Here is a 17,517-nt window from a genome sequence, read left to right on the forward strand (position 1 = left end):
ATGCTACAGAGAATACTTACTTTTTTTGAACGGTACTCCTTTGGTGTATGCACTTATCTGGGCGAAAGATTTAACGTTTCCATTGCAAAAATCCGCCTGTTTTTTATATATTCTTCATTTTTAGCTGTAGGCTTCCCGCTGATATTTTACTTCTTTGCAGGGATAGTATTGGATATTCGTAATTACATAAAAAGGAATCATACGAGAGTTACAGATTTATAGAGGTTTTATCTGGAGCTGGATTAAATTTATTATAACGATTACCGACTAAATTGTATAGCAATTTTACTTAACACTCACACTAACATTCCTGTGATAACCGCATTTTGCAGGTTGCGTACTCTAAACTTAGGTTTGTAGCAGTAATGCGCAAGCTGTTTTACCCAGGAGCTGTTATAGCCAAATACCATTTTTATCATTCTTACCCGGGTTGATCCCTTTGGATAGCCGTATTTATACCAGGTAAATTTTGATTGATCAATATTAAACTGGTCGGCAAAATCAGCCAGGAAAAGATCTATCTCGATATCAAAAATATCCAGATCAAGGTCAAGGCTGGTATCAAGGCATAAACTGCCAGGATCCACACTAATGATTTTGTAGCGGCTGCAATAATCAACAATAAATTCTTTTAAAGGCGGCAGTATCTCTTCCATTAATTGAATAGTTTTGATCATATTGTTTATAGGACGTTGTTTTAAAAATAAAGGTTGCACCATGGAGACTACTTTTTTAAAAAAAGGTTACCGAAAAGGTAAATTTGATTTATAAGCTGTACCGGGTAAGCTTTTTGATGGATAATTAAAGGCGTATTACTATTATTGCAGTACGTTTTTTCTTAATTGCCATGAAATTAAAAGTTATTGCTTTTGATGCCGATGATACCCTTTGGGTGAATGAGCCTTTTTTTCAAAACACCGAAAAAAAGTTTTGCAGCCTGTTGGAAGATTTTTTACCGAAACATAGTATATCGAGCGAGCTTTTTAAAGTTGAAATTGATAACCTGGCCCTTTATGGCTATGGCATAAAGGGATACATCCTCAGCATGATTGAGGCCGCACTCAGTATATCCGAAAAGAAGATCAGTATTGAAGTCATCGAAATTATATTGGAATACGGTAAACAAATGCTTAACGAACCTATAGAGCTGCTGGATGGTGTCGAAGAAGTATTATCAGCCTTAAAAACCAATTACAGGTTAGTTGTTGCTACCAAAGGCGATTTGCTTGACCAGGAACGAAAACTAAAAAAATCGGGCCTGGCGCATTATTTTCACCATATCGAGATTATGAGTGATAAGCAGGAAGATGATTATATCAAACTGATCAAACACCTTGACATCAACCCAGGCGAGTTTATGATGGTAGGCAATTCCTTAAAATCTGATGTGATGCCGGTGCTTAATATTGGCGGGCATGCAATTCATGTTCCTTTCCATACCACCTGGGCGCATGAGCATGTTGAAACCATCCTTACGCATGAAAAATTCAGGCATGCCGATACACTTAAGGATATATTGACTGCGATACAGGTATGAAGCAAAAGTTACACCTTGATACATGGATTCGTAAGGAGCATTTTCTTTTCTTCAAGCAGTTTGACGAGCCTTTTTATGGTGTTACAGTAAAGCTTGATTGTACCAATGCTTATAGCTTCGCCAAAGAAAAGGGAGTATCGTTTTTCCTGTATACCATGCACCGCGCACTGGCCGCTGCAAATGCTCTTGAGTCATTTAAATTAAGAGTGGAGGACGACGAGGTTTATGTGTATGATCAAATAGACGCCGGCTCAACCATCGGGCGCAGCAATGGCACTTTTGGCTTTGGATATATTCCTTATGCTCCCCTATTTGATCAATTTATTATAACTGCGAATAAGGAGGTTGAAAGCGTTCAAAACTCAAATGAGCTGATCCGGTCGAACGCCAATAACATCATTCGTTTTTCATCTTTACCCTGGATAGATTTTACCAGCATATCACACGCCCGTATTTTTGGCTTGCCCGATAGCTGCCCAAGGATCTCGTTTGGTAAAATGACACAGCAGGACGATAAAAGGTCAATGCCAGTATCAATTCATGTACACCATGCATTAATTGATGGCTTACATGTTGGTCAGTTTATAGACCTTTTTCAGAAATTAATGGACAACGGAGTTTAAATCTGCTTCTCCATCACTATTAGCTCGATCAACTCTTTAGGTGAACCAAAGCGACCGTGATCATGAAAGGGCTGAATCTCGCCGGTAAATGTATAGCCACGGCGCTCGTACCAGTTGATGAGCTCTTTACGGCTCCGGATAACAGTCATGCTGATGGTATGTAAACCCAATTGTTTTGCAATAACTTCGGCTTCCTCAATTAAAGCACGGCCTACTCCCCCGTTTTGTAATGTTGGCGATACACTAAACATGCCCAGGTACAACTTGTCAATCTTAACTTCAAGGTAAACCGATCCTATGATTATGCCATCTTCATTAACATATTTTAACAGCGTAATGGCGTCATTGTTAAGGTAATCAATCAGCATGGGTTCATCTATCCTGATCCCACCTATCAGATCACTTTCTGTTGTCCAGCCTTTTTTTGATTCTTCGCCCCGGTAAGCACTGTTAATTAAAGCATTCAATTCGGATACGTCGGCAAGGGTAGCTTTTGTTATGGGCATATTGTTTTGTTTTTTGGGAGGGCAAACTTAATATTTAACTATATTAAATGAAAGGTGTTATAGCATTTAATGTTACATGTAACCCAGGTAAATGGCGCTCAGCATAAAAACATCGTAAAAAATGTGGAAGAATATGAGGTACCACAAATTACCATCAAACACCTTATAAAGCCAGGTGATGAATAAAGCAAATAAAAATATACTTAGCATGGCACCCGTACCTTCCTGGTAATGATATAAAGCAAATAATATGGAAGTGATTAATCCGCTTAAAGTAAAAGCCCATTTACAGTATCCAAATAAAGCTTTTATCCGGGTAAATATAAAACCCCTGAAAACAATCTCCTCAAACGGGATAACCAGGAAACCAGCAATACTTAGCAGGTACAGGTAATTGATGGTATTATGCCTGATGTATTTAAAATCGGATAAGTTAGCCGGGGTAAAGCCTAAACGATCAAAAAAAGGCCCAATACCCCAATAAGCAAGCATGGCATACCCTACACCTATAACACCACCAAGCCAAACAGATTTCAAATTTATGGCTGAAAACTTAAAACCTATGTCGCCGAATCCCTCCTTAAAGAATTTAAGATATAGGCCAATGAGCAGCAATAATAAAATAGAAAAAGCAAACATGGGAAGCAAACCCATATGCGGAAAGACCACCAAAAAAGCGATCATAAGCAAATCAGTTGCTATTCTTTTCCAATTTGTAGTCATCATAATTTCGACTAATGGAAAAGCCGAATGTTACAACAACTTGTAGTCGTCGCGGGCCGGGCTAAATATATCTATTAGTCTGCAATCGGTAACCGCTGTACCACCATGAATGATATTTGATGGTATAGTGGCAAACATTCCCTGATCCAAAACCTGTGGAACGCCATCAACGGTAAGCTCAAATTCACCTTCAATAACAAAGGAATATTGCTCATGTATATGTTTGTGCATTGGAAGTGAAATGCCGGCTTTTACCTCAATAAAATTAATGGTGTTGCCACTGGTATGAATTAGTTTGGAAAAATAGCCGGGCGCTATTTCTTTGGTTACGATATCACTGAAATGATGGAAAAATTGGTTTTGCATAAAGCAAATTTAATGGACTATTTTAAACTTTATACTTTTTACTTCAGCTTATAAAAAGGATTAAAACATTATTTCACTAAAAGCAATCCTTTAGCTTTTAGCTTTTACCCCCCCCCCCGATAATTCAGTAATTGTTGTTGTACAAAACGAAGGTGATACAAATAAAGCCATAAAAATAAAAGTCGGTGAGCGGATAATTGAGCCTTTGTTAAAGGCTGATTCATTTAATACTTTAGTAATAGCCACCAAATAATGTTTAATTTTCTGCGGATAAAAACTTAGCCTTCATTTTAAGGTTATACTTACATAATAGTTTACCATGGCTTTTATTGATTATTACAAAACATTAGGCATCGACAAAACTGCTACGGAGAAAGAAATTAAAAACGCTTACCGCAAGCAGGCCCGCAAATATCATCCCGATCTTAATCCCAACGATGTTCAGGCAAATAAGAAATTCCAGGAGATTAATGAAGCCAACGAAGTATTGGGTGATCCTGAGAAACGTAAAAAGTATGACAAGTACGGCGAAAACTGGCAGCATGGAGAGGCCTATGAGCAACAAACCAGTCAACAGCAAAGCCGGCGGCGCAGTTCTGGTGATCCGGGAAGTTTTGGAGGCTTTGGCGGCGGTTTTGGCAGCGGTGAGGATTTCTCGGACTTTTTTCAATCAATGTTTGGAGGTGCAGGTGGCAGCGGCAGACGCACCGGGTATCGCGGCCAGGATTTGAATGCTGAATTGCAATTGAGCCTGCAGGATACGCTGCATACACATAAACAAACCTTAACTGTAAATGGCAAAAACATCCGTATTACAATACCTGCAGGTATAGAAAACGGACAAACAATAAAAATAGCCGGCCATGGCGGCCAGGGTGTAAATGGCGGCCCGGCCGGCGATCTGTATATTAAATTTAATATCCCAGCCGATGGGCGTTTTAAGCGCGATGGCGCCAATTTATATAAAACCGTAAAGCTTGATCTTTATACGGCCGTTTTAGGTGGTGAGATTATGGCCGAAACGCCAACAGGGAAAGTAAAGGTTAGGGTAAAACCCGAAACTCCAAACGGAACCAGGGTAAAACTTAAAGGCAAAGGTATGCCTGTTTATAAAAAGGAAAATGAGTTTGGCGACCTGTACCTTACTTACGATATCCAAATACCTACCAACCTTACTGATAAGCAAAAGCGGCTGTTTGAAGAACTATCAAAATCCTGATCTACTTATGAAAACAGAGAATTTAATAACTGCGAATGATTTTTGTGTATACCATAATGTTGAGTACACATTTTTAAATTCGTTAGAAAAGGCTGGATTGATTGAGGTTACAGTGATTAACGAGACAACGTTTATCCCAGAAACAGAATTGCGTAAGCTCGAAAAAATGATTAGCCTGTACCAGTTAGATATCAATGTGGCCGGCATTGAAGCAATAACACACCTACTTAACCGGATTGAACAAATGCAGGAAAATATGCGGGCCTTGCACAACAGGTTAGAAATGTATGAGGGGGAGTAAACCCCTATTCCATATACTTCAGCATCATACGCTCACTTACTATGTGGGCATCTTCAATCACAGATTCGGGGTATCCCATGGAGGCCAATATGGCTATACCATTTTTGCTTTTCAGCAAGCCTTCTTTCAATTTGTAATCAAAAACCAATGTTTTGCCCGATTTGGAATCCACAAACGAATAGATGGCAAAATCCTCGTCTAAAAGTTCGGCGAGCTCAAGATCATGTGTTGATACGAATACAAAATTATCATTGGCGGTAATGTATGACAATACCGATTTTGCAGCGGCAATACGCTCAATTGTATTAGTTCCCCTAAATATTTCATCAATGATAACCAGGCTTTTTACGGATTCTGCATTGCTGCTATGATCAACAATATTTAATATAGCTGATGCCTGGGCCTGGAAAAAGCTTTGCTGTTCTTCTATACTATCGGTGATCTTGATACTGGTTTGGATTTTTAAAAAGGGAGCTTTGTAGGCCCTTGCGCAGCTGGTGAATAACGTTTGAGCCAGCAATGTGTTTACCGCTATTGCTTTAATAAATGTTGTTTTGCCAGACATGTTTGAGCCTGTTATTAATGCCCCTTTATCGGCACGGGTATATAAAGAATTAGGTACACATTTATCTATTAATGGATGATAAAGATCGGTAATATCCATTTTGGCATTTTGGTCAATAAACTCTGGTTTATTGTAAAACGGCAAACCTTCCCTTACTGATTGTATGGCAATAAGCATATCAATTTCGGCCACAAACGTATATACCTTCTCTATATCATCGCGGTACCTGCCAATGTGTTTTACAGAATTGGTATAAATGTGGGATTCAAGCAAAAACAATGTTTTAAATAGTTGGAAAACCACATAACCCGGCGAACCTGAATCTATAATCAGTTCACTTTCAAAATTCACAATACTTAATGAACGTTTAAGAYCTGCAAGGTTTATCAGGCTTTTTTTAATTTCTTCAGTATCGCCGGTCTTGGCATTTTTAACTAACCAAACGGCAACCTTATGCATTATCAGCAACTGGGGTAATGAATTTGAGTAGGCTGCAATTTTTCTTTTGCTTGCAAAATGGAAAATGGTATTATACCCAAACAATACACCTAAAATTATTAAGCTTACCGGGTTAGGTATAATTAGAAGAGAAATAATTGCTGCTAAAATTAAATATGGCACTGCTTTAATATACATGTTCATCACCGGTGCAAATAACGGATCATGTGATTTTAAAAACAGGTTAACAACCTGGTAAGCGTTGATATGATTAAGTTTTGAAAGCTCCAACTCAATAAATTCCCGGTTTGGAGCATCGGCGTTAAGCGTTTCTATCTTTTTATCAAGTATTAATAAATTATCAATTGACGTTTCGGGAAAATGCAGTTTTTTGTAGAGATATTGTTTACCTGGTTTTGAATTAGCCCGGTCAATGTAGTTGAAAACACTTTTAAGGTCAAGGTCGTCGGCTGTTACATTTGATAGTTTTCCGATGCTATCGTCGGCATCCTTGTAAAGCTTTATCAAATCAAAATTACGTCTCGCATTTACAGGTTTGGCCCATTTGTTTTTTATTTTCTCCAGTTTTTTTTCTTTAGTACGTAGCTTGCCAAAGTAAGAAACAATATAGGAAACAGTAAGCACAATGGCCAAAACTAACAGCGTAAATAAGAAATAATACATGCTTAAAAGTATAAAAAAATATTAACCTCCGGGTATACTACAATAAAGATGGGCTTTTTTATGCATATCCGTTGCTACTACTACACTTTTAATTTCCATAGATTTTCCATTTCAATTATTGTAGTATTTTGAAGGAAATAATCATTTACCTGCTAACCTTTGTGGAGTATAAATATGCTACCGAAATATTATTTTTTATCCAAAAAGTTCTGTAAAGCTTGCTGCGTAAACTCAGAGAGTACCAATTCGCCGCTTATGGCTGCCCGCTTAACCAGTAGGTCATCCCAATTATCCGTGCCCTCCCAAAGTATTTGTTTCAGGCTGGTTAAAGCGTCGGGATTGTAGGAAGCCAGCTTTTTTGCAAGCTCATCAACTGATGCGTCAAGCCGGGCAATATCATCATAAACTTCGTTATACAAACCTTTATCTTTTACCCATTGTGCGGTTTGAAAATCAGTAGCGCATATGGTAAGTTGCGAGAATGCTGGTAAGCCTACTTTACGAATAACAGCAGGCGATATCACAAACGGGCCAATGCCTATCGCCAGCTCACTTAATTTAATGGATGCAAATTGTGTAGCCAGGCAATAATCGGCAGCGGCAGCAAGGCCAACCCCACCCCCAACGGCTTTACCTTGTACCCGGGCTATAATTATCTTGGATGATTTTCGGCAGGCGTTAATAACACTGGCAAAACCCGAGAAGAACTGGGTGCCGGCATCTTTATCTTTTATCTGCAACAGTTCATCAAAGCTGGCCCCGGCACAAAAGGTTCGGTCACCCTCACTTTTTATTACAATTACTTTTACCTCTGCATCGCTACCGGCATTGTTAATTTGATCGGTAAGTTGTTGCAACAGATTGGATGGAAGCGAGTTTTGGGCAGGGTGAAAAAAACTGATAATGGCTATGCCTTCCGGGCTTTTTATGATAGAAACACTTCCGTTATCGTTGGATGGCATATTAAAAGTTTATATAATACAAGTGGCTGTAGCTAACTACTTGTCCAATATCAGAAGTATTTAACTTAACTACAATTTTCAATTGAAATAATTTGATGATGCTGAAAAGAAACTAATGAAGTTAGAACCAAAAGGCAGGCCTTTAATCCATTCGCTATTTCAACAAAAACATTAACTCCCATAAAATGTTGTACTTATACAAACATAATTAAATTAGTCATGGGAATTTTACAGCACATACATCATCAGATCTCTGCACTTAACGATCTGATTAAAATAAATAACGACCGTATTGCCGGATACCAAATGGCCCTGGAAAGTACCGACGAAACCGGTTTGATCGTGCTCTTTAATGAATATATTGACCAAAGCAAAAATAATATTACCGAGTTAAAGGAATATATTCTTGTATTAGGCGGCAGCCCGGCTGATGGAACAACTTTATCAGGCAAATTTTATCATACCTGGATAAATGTAAAGGCCACTTTTGTCAATAAAAATAAACAAGGTATTTTGGCCGATTGCGAATATGGCGAGGATGTGATCATCAAAGCATACCGTAAGGCGCAGGATGATAAGGAGTTGATATGGGAAGACGAAAAAGTGGTAAATTTACTTGCTTATCAGTTGGATGGTTTTAAAACATCACATAATACCATTAAAAGTCTACGCGATACCGTAACGGTTTAGGATTTATTATCTGGAAACAAATGAACAGCTCTGATGAATCTTTTTTGGAAGAATATAAGCCACTGCATGTTCCGCATGAATATGACGCAGATGCAGGGGTGCAAAATAATGTTGTATATGCTTTAGCCCAGCTAAAGGAAGCCACTGCACATGAAGTTGCCATAAAATTAAGTGCTTTTGAGCCAGAAACGCCTCCTTTCATCCATGAAAAAAATGCGGAGGATATACTTAGATATCTTTTTAATAAAGGATTGATAAAAGCCATTAATAAAGATGGGGAACTTTGTTACAACCTCAGTAAAATAGAAACCCCCAATTCTGGCAAAGCTGATAAACTTTTTTAAGGGTTTACGGAGTTTACAGGCTTGGCAGATATAATACTATCAACAACAAACACACTTACCCCCCGCCATGGTAAAGTGTGCAGGTACTCCTTATAATGAAGTTCAAGATATGAGCCGGCATTGCTATTTAATTGCCGGGCCACTTTCTCATCAGTAACAGAAAACATAAATTCATTTGATGCTATATTTCCCTGCGTTTGCGTACGAATACCACTTTGTATTAACCTGCCTTCATATGTTTTAAATAAATAGCCCTTTTTTACAAAATAATTCATATTGCCGGCTTTTGCCCCTTCGCCAAAAACAAAATAAAAACGATAGTAAAAAAAGCCCGCTAATAATAGCAGTATAATTAATAGTAAAATAGATTTGGTACGGGTTTTCATGAATGATATTTTAATTATTTAAAGCTACAAAAACTTAAGACGAACCCTATAATGATAACACAAATAAAAAGCTAAGGGTGCAGCATACTGCATATTATTCTTTTGCAGTGAAAAAATATTATTACAAATAATACACTTTTTGAGTTTAAATTCTAACTTTATCTCGCAATACCTAAAATCTATCCAAAAAAATGTCTGCTGAGGTTCTACATACTTTACCGGAGGAAATTTTCAAGATTATTTTCGAAAAATCGCCGGGTTCTTTATTAATTAAGGCTGACGCGCCTCATTTTACCATAATGGCAGCCAGTGATACTTTTCTTACTATAACAAACGCCACCAGAGAGTTAATTATAGGCAAAAGCTTTTTCCGCGTTTTTCCTGATGATGACAACGACCCCAAAGATGAAACCGGCGCCCGTAAAATATTTACCAAAGTAGCAGAAACGGGTCAAAAAATAGATATTCCGAGCTATAGGTATGATACCAGGGATCCGGAGACAGGCAATTACAACGTTAGATACTGGTCATGTAGTAATGTGCCTTTTTTTTGTGGTGATGGTAAGGAAATGTATATTTTAAATACAATTGTAGATATCACTGGTGAGGTAAATGCTAAACAAGCCGCACAGGAGAGCGAAAACCGCCTTCGGCTGGCAGCGGAAGCTACTGGTTTTGCAACTTTTGATTGGAACTTTAGAGATGAAGAACACATTTGCCCGCCTCAATTAGTGGAATTATTAGGGCATCCGGCCGAAACTTTGTTATCGGCACAGGAGGCATTTAAAAAACAAGTGTTACCCGAGGATCAGCAAATTATTTTGGATTCATTTTACACATCAATTAAAACCGGGAGTTATGCCCACGATGTACGGGTTGCCTGGCCCGATGGCGCTGTACACTGGTTGAGCATTAAAGGCAAATTAGTTGTTGATGAACATCAAAAACCATTGCGTATGCTGGGAACTATAATTGATGTAACCGAAAATAAGCGCGACGAGATCAGGAAGAATGATTTTATAGCGATGGCCAGTCATGAATTAAAAACACCGCTTACTTCTATCAAATCGTACATCCAGATACTAATAAAAAAACTGGCACCTGTTAATGATGCATTGGTAAACAATGCCCTTACCAAAGCCAACAGTCAGGTTAATAAAATGACCGAGTTAATCCACGGTTTTCTTGATCTGTCGAAACTTGAATCGGGTAAGTTACAACTTATGCCGGAAGTGTTTGATATAAACAAACTAATAGCCGATTGTATTACAGAATTGCTGCATTCAAACATCAGTCATACGGTAATTTTTGATGGATCGAATGTTTTGAATGTTAATGCCGATAAGGAAAAAACAGCCCAGGTAATAAATAACTTTTTAAGCAATGCGGTAAAATATTCACCCAAAGAAAGTAATATCACTATAAAAAGTCATGGCATGAATAGTAATATCCAGGTTGCAGTTACCGATGAGGGTGTGGGTATTAAGCCTAAAGATCATAAAAAAGTATTTCAGCGTTTTTACAGGGTAGATAATGAAAAGATCAGGAATGTATCAGGCTTTGGTATAGGACTTTATCTTTCCAACGAGATCATTCAATGCCATAAGGGCAAAATATGGGTTGAAAGCGCCGAAGGTTTAGGTTCAACATTTTATTTCAGCCTGCCCATATGAATTACTTTACCGCTGTTAATTTTACCTTTTTATAGGATGATACCATAAACTGAACCAGGTCGATTATATTTAATGGCGGTTCATTTGTGGTTATACTGAGCTTCTTTTTGTTATTGTCAAACTCAAATGCGAAATAATAATTGGGAGCATCGGTTACCTGGTCTGTTTGCTGCCAGTTATACATTTTTTTTAGTTCGCTGTGCTTAAGCAAATAATTTATGGTATCAAGCTGGGCACCAGATAATTTACCGGTATACTCCCCCTTGTAAGGATCGGCGTATTCCCCTCCCCTTAAATGATAATCGCCATTGGCCAAAATTGAAATTTCCAGTTGGGGACACTCGCCATGGCAGGTGGATGATAAAAAACGAACCTTTGAAAATTTAACGTCTTTATCATAACTATTTTTTAAATTGGTAAACTCGTAAGTATCATTCCCGGCCAACTTTACAGCGTTGGAGTCGATGGCCTTTAAATAAAGCCTGCTTGAGGTAAGGTTCCTGATTAAAAATTTAAAATCTGTTTTGTGTTTAGCTTTAAAATTATCGGCACTGGATGTATAAATATCCGTCAATATCAACGTATCCTTTACAATGACGTAATGGCTTTTTTCCTTATCAGATCCAACAAAATTAAATTTAACATGCCCCCGGGTAAAATAAAGATGTCCAAGGTCCTTATTAATCCAGCGGATAGAATCAAGCTGTGTCTTTTGAGCTTTTGCTGTACAAAAAATCAATCCCAATAAAAATAAAGAAAGACCGCGTTTTACCATTTATTTTAATTTCTGATTTACTTACAAACTCATATAATACGTAGTTAACGACTCAAAATCATCAAACTTATGCTGATAATCATCAGTTTCGCCAAAACCATAGCTTACAAATATAAAAGGTATGCCAGCCTGGCGTGTCTGCTCAGCGTCACCTTGTGTATCGCCAACGTATACCGGTTTTTCAAGCTGATGTTTATCAATCAATAAACGCATATTATGATGTTTTGGCATATTGTTTTCGCCATAAGCAAAAGAATCAGTTATATCCTCCCCAATACCTGCCCAATTAATAAACAATGGAATAATTCCGACCGCGCAATTGCTCAATATAAACAGTTTATATTTTGAGGATAATTGCTTTATTCCTTCTTTAACACCATTATACATAATTCCGCCGCTTACAGGCAAAATTTGGCGGCGGGTTTCATTTACGTCAAGATAAATGCCCAAAGCCTTTTCATCATCAAAATCGGGCATTAAAATTTTGGTAAGTTTTTTACCTTCCATTCCCATTAACCCCATTAGTTCATCACGATTAATAGTTCTTTTTATTGAGAGTTTTTCAAAAGTGAGATTCCATGAATTGGTGTAAGTATCAACGGCATCCCAAAGGGTTCCATCCATATCGAAGATCAGGCTATCTGGTTTCTGCATAAAATTATTTGTCTTTTTTGTTAAAGATGTGAAATTAACGTTTTGCTGTAAAAACTAAGTTCATGTTTTCTTCATGATTAATTTTCACCTTAGCAGTGTGATAAGGTTAATATGAGCCAGCTTAGCAGGAGGTTGGTTTCATAGGAGTCTCCGCTGTAAAAAGCGGGGACTTTTTTTATATTGTTTTTTTTCAAATTGCCTTGCGATAATAATAGCCGGCAGCTTTGTTGGCTTCCTGCTTTACAAAACCAACAGCTTCATATAAACTTTGAGCCGTATAATTATCAACCGCAGTTTCCAACTGGATAAACGTGGCTCCATGGCTTTTCGCAAAATCATAAGCCGTTTGTAATAAAGCCTTTCCTATTCCCTTTTTACGGTGGTCATTATCAACATAAAGATCATTTAGTAACCAATTCTTTGTTGCCTTTACAGATGACAACAACGGATAAAGCTGTGTAAAGCCTGCAGGCTGGTCGCCATCCATAGCCACAAAAATTACCGATTCATTATTTTCAAGACGGTTTTTAATAAAACTCTTTGCCAAAGCAATGTCAGACGCCTGCTTGTAAAACACACGGTATTGATCGAACAAATGAGTTACTAACTGATATTCATTGGGGTTGATCTGCCTGATCTGCATTATGATATAGGTTTTGTAAGTTTATTAATATTTTAATTATCAAAAAATTTTATCAAAGGGTTATAGTATCCCCGATTTTATATACTTCATGAAATTTGATACCCTGTTTTTCAAAATGCCTTACATAAGCCGCATAACGTTGTTTAATAAAAAACTCTTTGGCATAGCCATCATGTACAGGCAATATTTGTTTGGGTTGAAGCTTGTCTGCGAAACCCGAGATTCGTACCTCGTTTGCAAATGGCGCCATGGTTACCATGAGCAGCAGTTCAATGTCTTTATATTCCAAAAGCTTGTCTTCCATAGAATCAACAGGATGCAAAACTTTATCGTTAATAATAAAGCCTGTCATTTGTGGCAGCGGATTATCCATAATCAGCTCATGTATAACCGGGAAAGCTTTTAATATAAAGGGGCCAAAGTTTGCTGTACCTTCTTCTAAAACGGTGTAAATAATACCAGCTTTATCAAGATCTTTACCTACCTGGCTGTTGGTGATTACTACGGCGCCGCTTAGTTCAAGAATGTTTTTTAGTATATCAACATCATAATGATCCGGATGAATGTGAGTAATCACCACTGCATTTACGTCTGAAAACATCTCCGCAGTAACCAATCCTTCTGTAAAAGAGAATTTACCTGGATCAAATAATAATTTGTAATCATCCAGCTCAAAAACAAGGCAGGAATGGAGGTATTTACTTATTTTCATAGATTACTATTTGCACGATTTACAGGTTGGCTTCTTCTATTTAAATACAATTAAAGGATTTGAACGGTTTTATTTTCATAGAATTAAAAAACTGTTAATTAAATCCATGAACCGTGCTGAGATCCTGTAAATCCTGCCAAATCTTCTAATCATGTTTATAGTAGTTCTGTAGCCAAATTTGCCAGTTCACTACGCTCCCCTTTTTGGAGGGTAATATGTGCATAGAGTGGATGTCCCTTCGCTTTATCAATCAGATATGACAGCCCGTTACTTTCGGCATCCAGGTAAGGCGTATCAATCTGGTAAATATCACCTGTAAACACAAATTTACTGTTCTCGCCTGCACGGGAAATGATGGTTTTTACTTCGTGCGGAGTAAGATTTTGCGCCTCGTCTACTATAAAGAATATTTTGCTTAGGGTGCGGCCACGGATAAAAGCCAGGGGAGCTATAGATATTTTATCGTTAGCTACCAGTTCATCAATTTTAGCCTGCATTTTATCATCATCGGCAAACTGGTCTTTAATAAATTTAAGGTTATCCCATATTGGGGCCATGTAGGGGTCTATCTTTGATTTGATATCGCCGGGTAAAAAACCAATATCCTTATTACTTAATGGAACAATGGGGCGGGTAACAAATATTTGCCGGTAATATTTACGTTGCTCCAACGCGCTGGCCAGGGCCAGCAGGGTTTTACCGGTACCGGCGTTACCCTGTATGGTAACCAGCTTGATATCGGGATCTAAAAGCGCATGAATAGCAAAAGCTTGCTCAATATTGCGTGGATAAATATTGAATACCGGCTGCTCAGTCACTTTTTCCAATTGTTGTGTTTGCGCACTATAAAAGCCGGATACATCACTCTTTTTACCTTTTAAAATATAGAAATGATTGTTGGTATAAGCCGGTATGTTCAGGCTTTCGGAGGGTAGGTTTTCTTGCTTATTAAGCTGGGTAACCAGTTTCTCGGTTACCTTATCTATATCGGTTTTACCGGTATACAATTCTGCCAGGTTTTTAATTTTACYGGTTTCGTAATCCTCGGCATGTAGGTTAAGGGCTTTGGCCTTAAGGCGAAGGCAGATGTCTTTGGATACAAGTACCACCTTTTTTTGAGGATATTCTTCCTGCAAACCTAAGGCAGCGTTTAAAATATGATGGTCGGTTTTATCAGATCCAAAAACTTCAACGGCATCCGTCGAGATGTTTTTTATATCCATGGCTACTTTRAAACTCCCCTTGCTTTTACCGTTAAGCGGAATCCACTCATTCACCAGGTTGTTTTTTGACAGGTCATCCATCAGACGGATAAAGCTGCGTGCCTCAAAATTACGGGTATCATTTCCGTTCTTTTTATTATCAAGCTCTTCCAAAACCTGTATAGGTATGGCTACATCATGCTCCTGAAAATTTTGAAAGGCATTATGATCGTAAAGGATCACTGAAGTATCTAAAACGAATATCTTCTTCTGGTTACGCGGGCCGTCCTTATTCATATCCTACTAAATTAGGTTTTTTAAGGTTTGTTCAAAATGAAAATGCTATTATGAACAAAAAAAACCTTGTAAAAGCGAAAACGGGAGTCTCCTCTTGCGATTTGAACTCCCGTTTCCAAACCACTGTTCCACCGTAGTTTCCCAGTAGCACCAAGTTTTGTGTAAGATGACCGATAAGCCTTCGTCTGTTGTCCTTGCGAACTACCGACTACCGCAATATCACTGATTCTGTTTTGGGTCTCCGTGAAGCCCCGCATCGTTCTCAGTACCTCCTTTAATCACAATCTTTTTTCAAAGACTTTCGTAATTTTCATTTTTCATGTGACTCAGGGACTTCTTTTGATCTTTAGCGTCTCCCGAAGGTTTCACCCGATTCAATTTCTGTATTCCTGAAAGGTTGTCAAAGTACGTCGTTCTTGATGATTACAATATAGGGACTAAAAGGCATATTTGTCAAGAAAAAAATTAATTTGTTATTAACATGTTATTAACAATACCCCATGATTTGTAAACATGCATTAGTTGTTGATTTACTGGTTGTTATACATAAAAACTGAACAATATATCAATGTTATCAACATTTACGTTATTCACATAGATTCATAAAATTAGCCTTGTAGCAAGTGAAGAAAACGCGTAAAACTCAAAAAAGCTTAAATTTTATCATGTAAATATTCCAATGTCGTGTAGAAATATGCCGTAAATAAAGCCTATTTTTTTTGCGGGCAGCAATTTATTTACACCGATGAAATAATTATCTCAGAACTGCTGATAGCTGCTTATTGTTTATTTACAACAACACTCCATTCGCTGCCGCTACCTATTTTATAAGTATCTGCAAAGCTTCCCTGGTTTAAAGCGAACGATAATTGCATCAAACTGTTCATGTAAGCTAAGGGCTTGCCTACAGCTACTTCGCCGAAGGTATCGCTGTATGGGACATCACCTTCATACTTCTTTTCTCCGTTTTTATAAATTACCAGGTGTAGCTTATCCCCTAACTTGATATGAAGTTGCTTTACAAGGTCGTCGCCAATATTTGTCCATAAGTTACCATATTGAATATCGAGTATATCGATGGTTCCTTTTAGCTTTCCATTTTCCATCACTGCCTTTTGATAGGGAATTTTTACAACCTGTTTTGGTAATACCGGCCCTACCTGCTCAAAAGTGATCACTCCGGCGGCCAGGCGGGCTGCTGTATAAGCGTAAACATCTCTGCCATGGAAGGTATATGATTTTTCGGAGCCTTTACGACGATTAAGTACTTCGTCTATCTGCCTGATTTCGGCTATACCTAAAGATTCGGCTGCAAGCGTTAAGGTACCATTATCGGGTGTTACAATAAACTGACCGCTGTTGGTTTTCAGCACTACAGATTTACGGCTGGTTCCCACGCCGGGATCGACTACCGAAACAAATACCGTTCCGGCAGGCCAGTAAGCTACTGTTTGATATAATCGGTAAGAGGCCTCCCATATATTATAGGCCGGGATCTCGTGGGTGAGGTCATACAGTTTTAAATCGGCAGATACGCCCGAGGCAACACCTTTCATGGCTGAAACGGCTCCATCTTTAACTCCGAAATCTGATTGAAAAACTACGATTTTGTTTTGAGCATGGGTGTAAAAAGCCATGCTTATAAGTAACAGGATGCTGTAAATTTTTTTATTCATGGGATGAATCTAAAAAACTTTACTATATAATCATAATATTACAAGCTCCCGCAATAACTTTTAAAAAAAAGCAAAAAAGACCGCCCCAAAAGGGAGCGGCCTTCAAACCAAACTAACTACTTTATGAAAACAGTCTTTAATTATTTTACAGCTATTTCTCTTGATTGAAATTTAGCTTCTTCCTTTTTAGTGATGGTCAATTTTAATATCCCGTCGGTATAATCAGCTTCAATTTTTGAATGATCGGCACTTTCCGGTAAAGTAAATGATCTGCTGAACGACTTGTAGCTATATTCGCGTTTGCTGAATTTTTTACCTTCTTCAACGTTTTCGGTTTTCTTTTCGGATGAAACTGTCAATATGTTTTTATCCAGGTTAATCTTAAAATCTTCTTTTTTTAAGCCCGGCGCAGCCAATTCAACTTGAAACTCATTTTCTGTTTCTGCAATGTTAACAGCAGGAACGCGAGCTACTAATTTCTCGCCAAGAAATGAATCATTCAAAATCGAGTCGAATACATCATTAAAGAATGGACCCCTTG

General features: G+C 38.0%; 23 protein-coding genes. 9 read left to right on the forward strand and 14 right to left on the reverse strand.

All coding sequences use genetic code 11. The features are described 5' to 3' along the window. Complete coding sequence (locus tag AC1DQW_RS21640; protein ID WP_477420712.1) at window positions 1–222, forward strand: PspC domain-containing protein; 222 nt, start codon at window positions 1–3, stop codon at window positions 220–222. A 74-nt stretch (window positions 223–296) separates the two neighbouring features. On the opposite strand, the gene AC1DQW_RS21645 is transcribed toward AC1DQW_RS21640, so the two are convergent. Beyond that, entirely contained in the window at window positions 297–677 is a 381-nt protein-coding gene (locus AC1DQW_RS21645) for a DUF1493 family protein (protein WP_477455965.1), read from the reverse strand. Window positions 678–847: 170 nt separating this feature from the next. Here AC1DQW_RS21645 and AC1DQW_RS21650 point away from each other — a divergent pair, with 170 nt between their 5' ends. Beyond that, complete coding sequence (locus tag AC1DQW_RS21650; RefSeq protein ID WP_477407404.1) at window positions 848–1,537, forward strand: HAD family hydrolase; 690 nt, start codon at window positions 848–850, stop codon at window positions 1,535–1,537. After that, on the forward strand, window positions 1,534–2,160 hold the full coding sequence (locus tag AC1DQW_RS21655; RefSeq protein WP_477455966.1) for a CatA-like O-acetyltransferase: 627 nt from the start codon (window positions 1,534–1,536) through the stop codon (window positions 2,158–2,160). Before AC1DQW_RS21650 ends, AC1DQW_RS21655 begins: the two co-directional genes overlap by 4 nt. Here AC1DQW_RS21655 and AC1DQW_RS21660 read toward each other — a convergent pair. From AC1DQW_RS21660 to AC1DQW_RS21670, 3 genes are all read right to left on the reverse strand, one after another. Next, on the reverse strand, window positions 2,157–2,666 hold the full coding sequence (locus AC1DQW_RS21660) for a GNAT family N-acetyltransferase (RefSeq protein WP_477455967.1): 510 nt from the start codon (window positions 2,664–2,666) through the stop codon (window positions 2,157–2,159). The two genes, AC1DQW_RS21655 and AC1DQW_RS21660, sit on opposite strands and share 4 nt — an antisense overlap. Window positions 2,667–2,738: 72 nt before the next feature. Next, a complete protein-coding gene (locus AC1DQW_RS21665; RefSeq protein ID WP_477455968.1) occupies window positions 2,739–3,392 on the reverse strand; it encodes a CPBP family intramembrane glutamic endopeptidase in 654 nt (217 codons plus the stop codon). Between the two features lie 27 nt (window positions 3,393–3,419). Continuing rightward, complete coding sequence (locus AC1DQW_RS21670; RefSeq protein WP_477455969.1) at window positions 3,420–3,755, reverse strand: cupin domain-containing protein; 336 nt, start codon at window positions 3,753–3,755, stop codon at window positions 3,420–3,422. Window positions 3,756–3,924: 169 nt separating this feature from the next. Here AC1DQW_RS21670 and AC1DQW_RS21675 point away from each other — a divergent pair, with 169 nt between their 5' ends. From AC1DQW_RS21675 to AC1DQW_RS21685, 3 genes are all read left to right on the forward strand, one after another. Beyond that, complete coding sequence (locus tag AC1DQW_RS21675; RefSeq protein ID WP_477455986.1) at window positions 3,925–4,008, forward strand: hypothetical protein; 84 nt, start codon at window positions 3,925–3,927, stop codon at window positions 4,006–4,008. A 66-nt stretch (window positions 4,009–4,074) separates the two neighbouring features. Next, entirely contained in the window at window positions 4,075–4,974 is a 900-nt protein-coding gene (locus AC1DQW_RS21680) for a DnaJ C-terminal domain-containing protein (protein WP_477455970.1), read from the forward strand. A gap of 7 nt (window positions 4,975–4,981) precedes the next feature. Next, window positions 4,982–5,275 carry a chaperone modulator CbpM gene (locus AC1DQW_RS21685; protein ID WP_477455971.1) on the forward strand — a complete coding sequence of 98 codons (294 nt, stop codon included), beginning with the start codon at window positions 4,982–4,984 and terminating at the stop codon, window positions 5,273–5,275. A gap of 4 nt (window positions 5,276–5,279) precedes the next feature. Here AC1DQW_RS21685 and AC1DQW_RS21690 read toward each other — a convergent pair whose 3' ends face one another. Both AC1DQW_RS21690 and AC1DQW_RS21695 read right to left on the reverse strand, forming a co-directional pair. After that, window positions 5,280–6,962: a MutS-related protein gene (locus AC1DQW_RS21690; RefSeq protein WP_477455972.1), complete on the reverse strand. Its 1,683-nt coding sequence runs from the start codon at window positions 6,960–6,962 to the stop codon at window positions 5,280–5,282. Window positions 6,963–7,150: 188 nt separating this feature from the next. Continuing rightward, window positions 7,151–7,924, reverse strand: coding sequence for an enoyl-CoA hydratase/isomerase family protein (locus AC1DQW_RS21695; protein WP_477455973.1), 774 nt, complete (start codon window positions 7,922–7,924; stop codon window positions 7,151–7,153). A 219-nt stretch (window positions 7,925–8,143) separates the two neighbouring features. On the opposite strand from AC1DQW_RS21695, the gene AC1DQW_RS21700 reads away from it, so the two are divergent. Further along, a complete protein-coding gene (locus AC1DQW_RS21700) occupies window positions 8,144–8,614 on the forward strand; it encodes a ferritin-like domain-containing protein (RefSeq protein WP_477455974.1) in 471 nt (156 codons plus the stop codon). Window positions 8,615–8,658: 44 nt separating this feature from the next. Next, a complete protein-coding gene (locus tag AC1DQW_RS21705; RefSeq protein ID WP_477455975.1) occupies window positions 8,659–8,958 on the forward strand; it encodes a hypothetical protein in 300 nt (99 codons plus the stop codon). On the opposite strand, the gene AC1DQW_RS21710 is transcribed toward AC1DQW_RS21705, so the two are convergent. Then, window positions 8,955–9,344 carry a hypothetical protein gene (locus AC1DQW_RS21710; RefSeq protein ID WP_477455976.1) on the reverse strand — a complete coding sequence of 130 codons (390 nt, stop codon included), beginning with the start codon at window positions 9,342–9,344 and terminating at the stop codon, window positions 8,955–8,957. The two genes, AC1DQW_RS21705 and AC1DQW_RS21710, sit on opposite strands and share 4 nt — an antisense overlap. A 191-nt stretch (window positions 9,345–9,535) precedes the next feature. Here AC1DQW_RS21710 and AC1DQW_RS21715 point away from each other — a divergent pair, with 191 nt between their 5' ends. Further along, complete coding sequence (locus AC1DQW_RS21715; RefSeq protein ID WP_477455977.1) at window positions 9,536–11,017, forward strand: ATP-binding protein; 1,482 nt, start codon at window positions 9,536–9,538, stop codon at window positions 11,015–11,017. Window position 11,018: 1 nt separating this feature from the next. On the opposite strand, the gene AC1DQW_RS21720 is transcribed toward AC1DQW_RS21715, so the two are convergent. From AC1DQW_RS21720 to AC1DQW_RS21750, 7 genes are all read right to left on the reverse strand, one after another. After that, entirely contained in the window at window positions 11,019–11,792 is a 774-nt protein-coding gene (locus AC1DQW_RS21720) for a DUF6438 domain-containing protein (RefSeq protein WP_477455978.1), read from the reverse strand. Window positions 11,793–11,813: 21 nt separating this feature from the next. Next, window positions 11,814–12,446: an HAD family hydrolase gene (locus tag AC1DQW_RS21725; protein WP_477455979.1), complete on the reverse strand. Its 633-nt coding sequence runs from the start codon at window positions 12,444–12,446 to the stop codon at window positions 11,814–11,816. 190 nt (window positions 12,447–12,636) lie between these two features. Next, window positions 12,637–13,089 carry an N-acetyltransferase family protein gene (locus AC1DQW_RS21730; RefSeq protein WP_477455980.1) on the reverse strand — a complete coding sequence of 151 codons (453 nt, stop codon included), beginning with the start codon at window positions 13,087–13,089 and terminating at the stop codon, window positions 12,637–12,639. Between the two features lie 52 nt (window positions 13,090–13,141). Beyond that, window positions 13,142–13,801 carry an MBL fold metallo-hydrolase gene (locus tag AC1DQW_RS21735; protein ID WP_477455981.1) on the reverse strand — a complete coding sequence of 220 codons (660 nt, stop codon included), beginning with the start codon at window positions 13,799–13,801 and terminating at the stop codon, window positions 13,142–13,144. 155 nt (window positions 13,802–13,956) lie between these two features. Beyond that, window positions 13,957–15,300, reverse strand: a complete 1,344-nt coding sequence (locus AC1DQW_RS21740) for a PhoH family protein (RefSeq protein ID WP_477455982.1) — start codon at window positions 15,298–15,300, stop codon at window positions 13,957–13,959. 779 nt (window positions 15,301–16,079) lie between these two features. After that, complete coding sequence (locus tag AC1DQW_RS21745; protein ID WP_477455983.1) at window positions 16,080–16,976, reverse strand: SAM hydrolase/SAM-dependent halogenase family protein; 897 nt, start codon at window positions 16,974–16,976, stop codon at window positions 16,080–16,082. A gap of 140 nt (window positions 16,977–17,116) precedes the next feature. Continuing rightward, window positions 17,117–17,517, reverse strand: a 401-nt coding sequence (locus AC1DQW_RS21750) for an Hsp20/alpha crystallin family protein (RefSeq protein WP_477455984.1), incomplete at its 5' end; no start/stop codon positions are given.

It is taken from the genome of Mucilaginibacter sp. P5_A4 (assembly GCF_056400605.1).

Bases quoted from the DNA above. Each gene is read 5' to 3' on its own strand.
- AC1DQW_RS21650 (WP_477407404.1), top strand. From the start codon at position 848: ATGAAATTAAAAGTTATTGCTTTTGATGCCGATGATACCCTTTGGGTG.
- AC1DQW_RS21730 (WP_477455980.1), bottom strand. From the start codon at position 13,089: ATGCAGATCAGGCAGATCAACCCCAATGAATATCAGTTAGTAACTCAT.
- AC1DQW_RS21645 (WP_477455965.1), bottom strand. From the start codon at position 677: ATGATCAAAACTATTCAATTAATGGAAGAGATACTGCCGCCTTTAAAA.
- AC1DQW_RS21720 (WP_477455978.1), bottom strand. From the start codon at position 11,792: ATGGTAAAACGCGGTCTTTCTTTATTTTTATTGGGATTGATTTTTTGT.
- AC1DQW_RS21725 (WP_477455979.1), bottom strand. From the start codon at position 12,446: ATGCAGAAACCAGATAGCCTGATCTTCGATATGGATGGAACCCTTTGG.
- AC1DQW_RS21640 (WP_477420712.1), top strand. From the start codon at position 1: ATGCTACAGAGAATACTTACTTTTTTTGAACGGTACTCCTTTGGTGTA.
- AC1DQW_RS21685 (WP_477455971.1), top strand. From the start codon at position 4,982: ATGAAAACAGAGAATTTAATAACTGCGAATGATTTTTGTGTATACCAT.
- AC1DQW_RS21700 (WP_477455974.1), top strand. From the start codon at position 8,144: ATGGGAATTTTACAGCACATACATCATCAGATCTCTGCACTTAACGAT.
- AC1DQW_RS21655 (WP_477455966.1), top strand. From the start codon at position 1,534: ATGAAGCAAAAGTTACACCTTGATACATGGATTCGTAAGGAGCATTTT.
- AC1DQW_RS21680 (WP_477455970.1), top strand. From the start codon at position 4,075: ATGGCTTTTATTGATTATTACAAAACATTAGGCATCGACAAAACTGCT.
- AC1DQW_RS21745 (WP_477455983.1), bottom strand. From the start codon at position 16,976: ATGAATAAAAAAATTTACAGCATCCTGTTACTTATAAGCATGGCTTTT.
- AC1DQW_RS21665 (WP_477455968.1), bottom strand. From the start codon at position 3,392: ATGATGACTACAAATTGGAAAAGAATAGCAACTGATTTGCTTATGATC.
- AC1DQW_RS21715 (WP_477455977.1), top strand. From the start codon at position 9,536: ATGTCTGCTGAGGTTCTACATACTTTACCGGAGGAAATTTTCAAGATT.
- AC1DQW_RS21670 (WP_477455969.1), bottom strand. From the start codon at position 3,755: ATGCAAAACCAATTTTTCCATCATTTCAGTGATATCGTAACCAAAGAA.
- AC1DQW_RS21735 (WP_477455981.1), bottom strand. From the start codon at position 13,801: ATGAAAATAAGTAAATACCTCCATTCCTGCCTTGTTTTTGAGCTGGAT.
- AC1DQW_RS21710 (WP_477455976.1), bottom strand. From the start codon at position 9,344: ATGAAAACCCGTACCAAATCTATTTTACTATTAATTATACTGCTATTA.
- AC1DQW_RS21660 (WP_477455967.1), bottom strand. From the start codon at position 2,666: ATGCCCATAACAAAAGCTACCCTTGCCGACGTATCCGAATTGAATGCT.
- AC1DQW_RS21695 (WP_477455973.1), bottom strand. From the start codon at position 7,924: ATGCCATCCAACGATAACGGAAGTGTTTCTATCATAAAAAGCCCGGAA.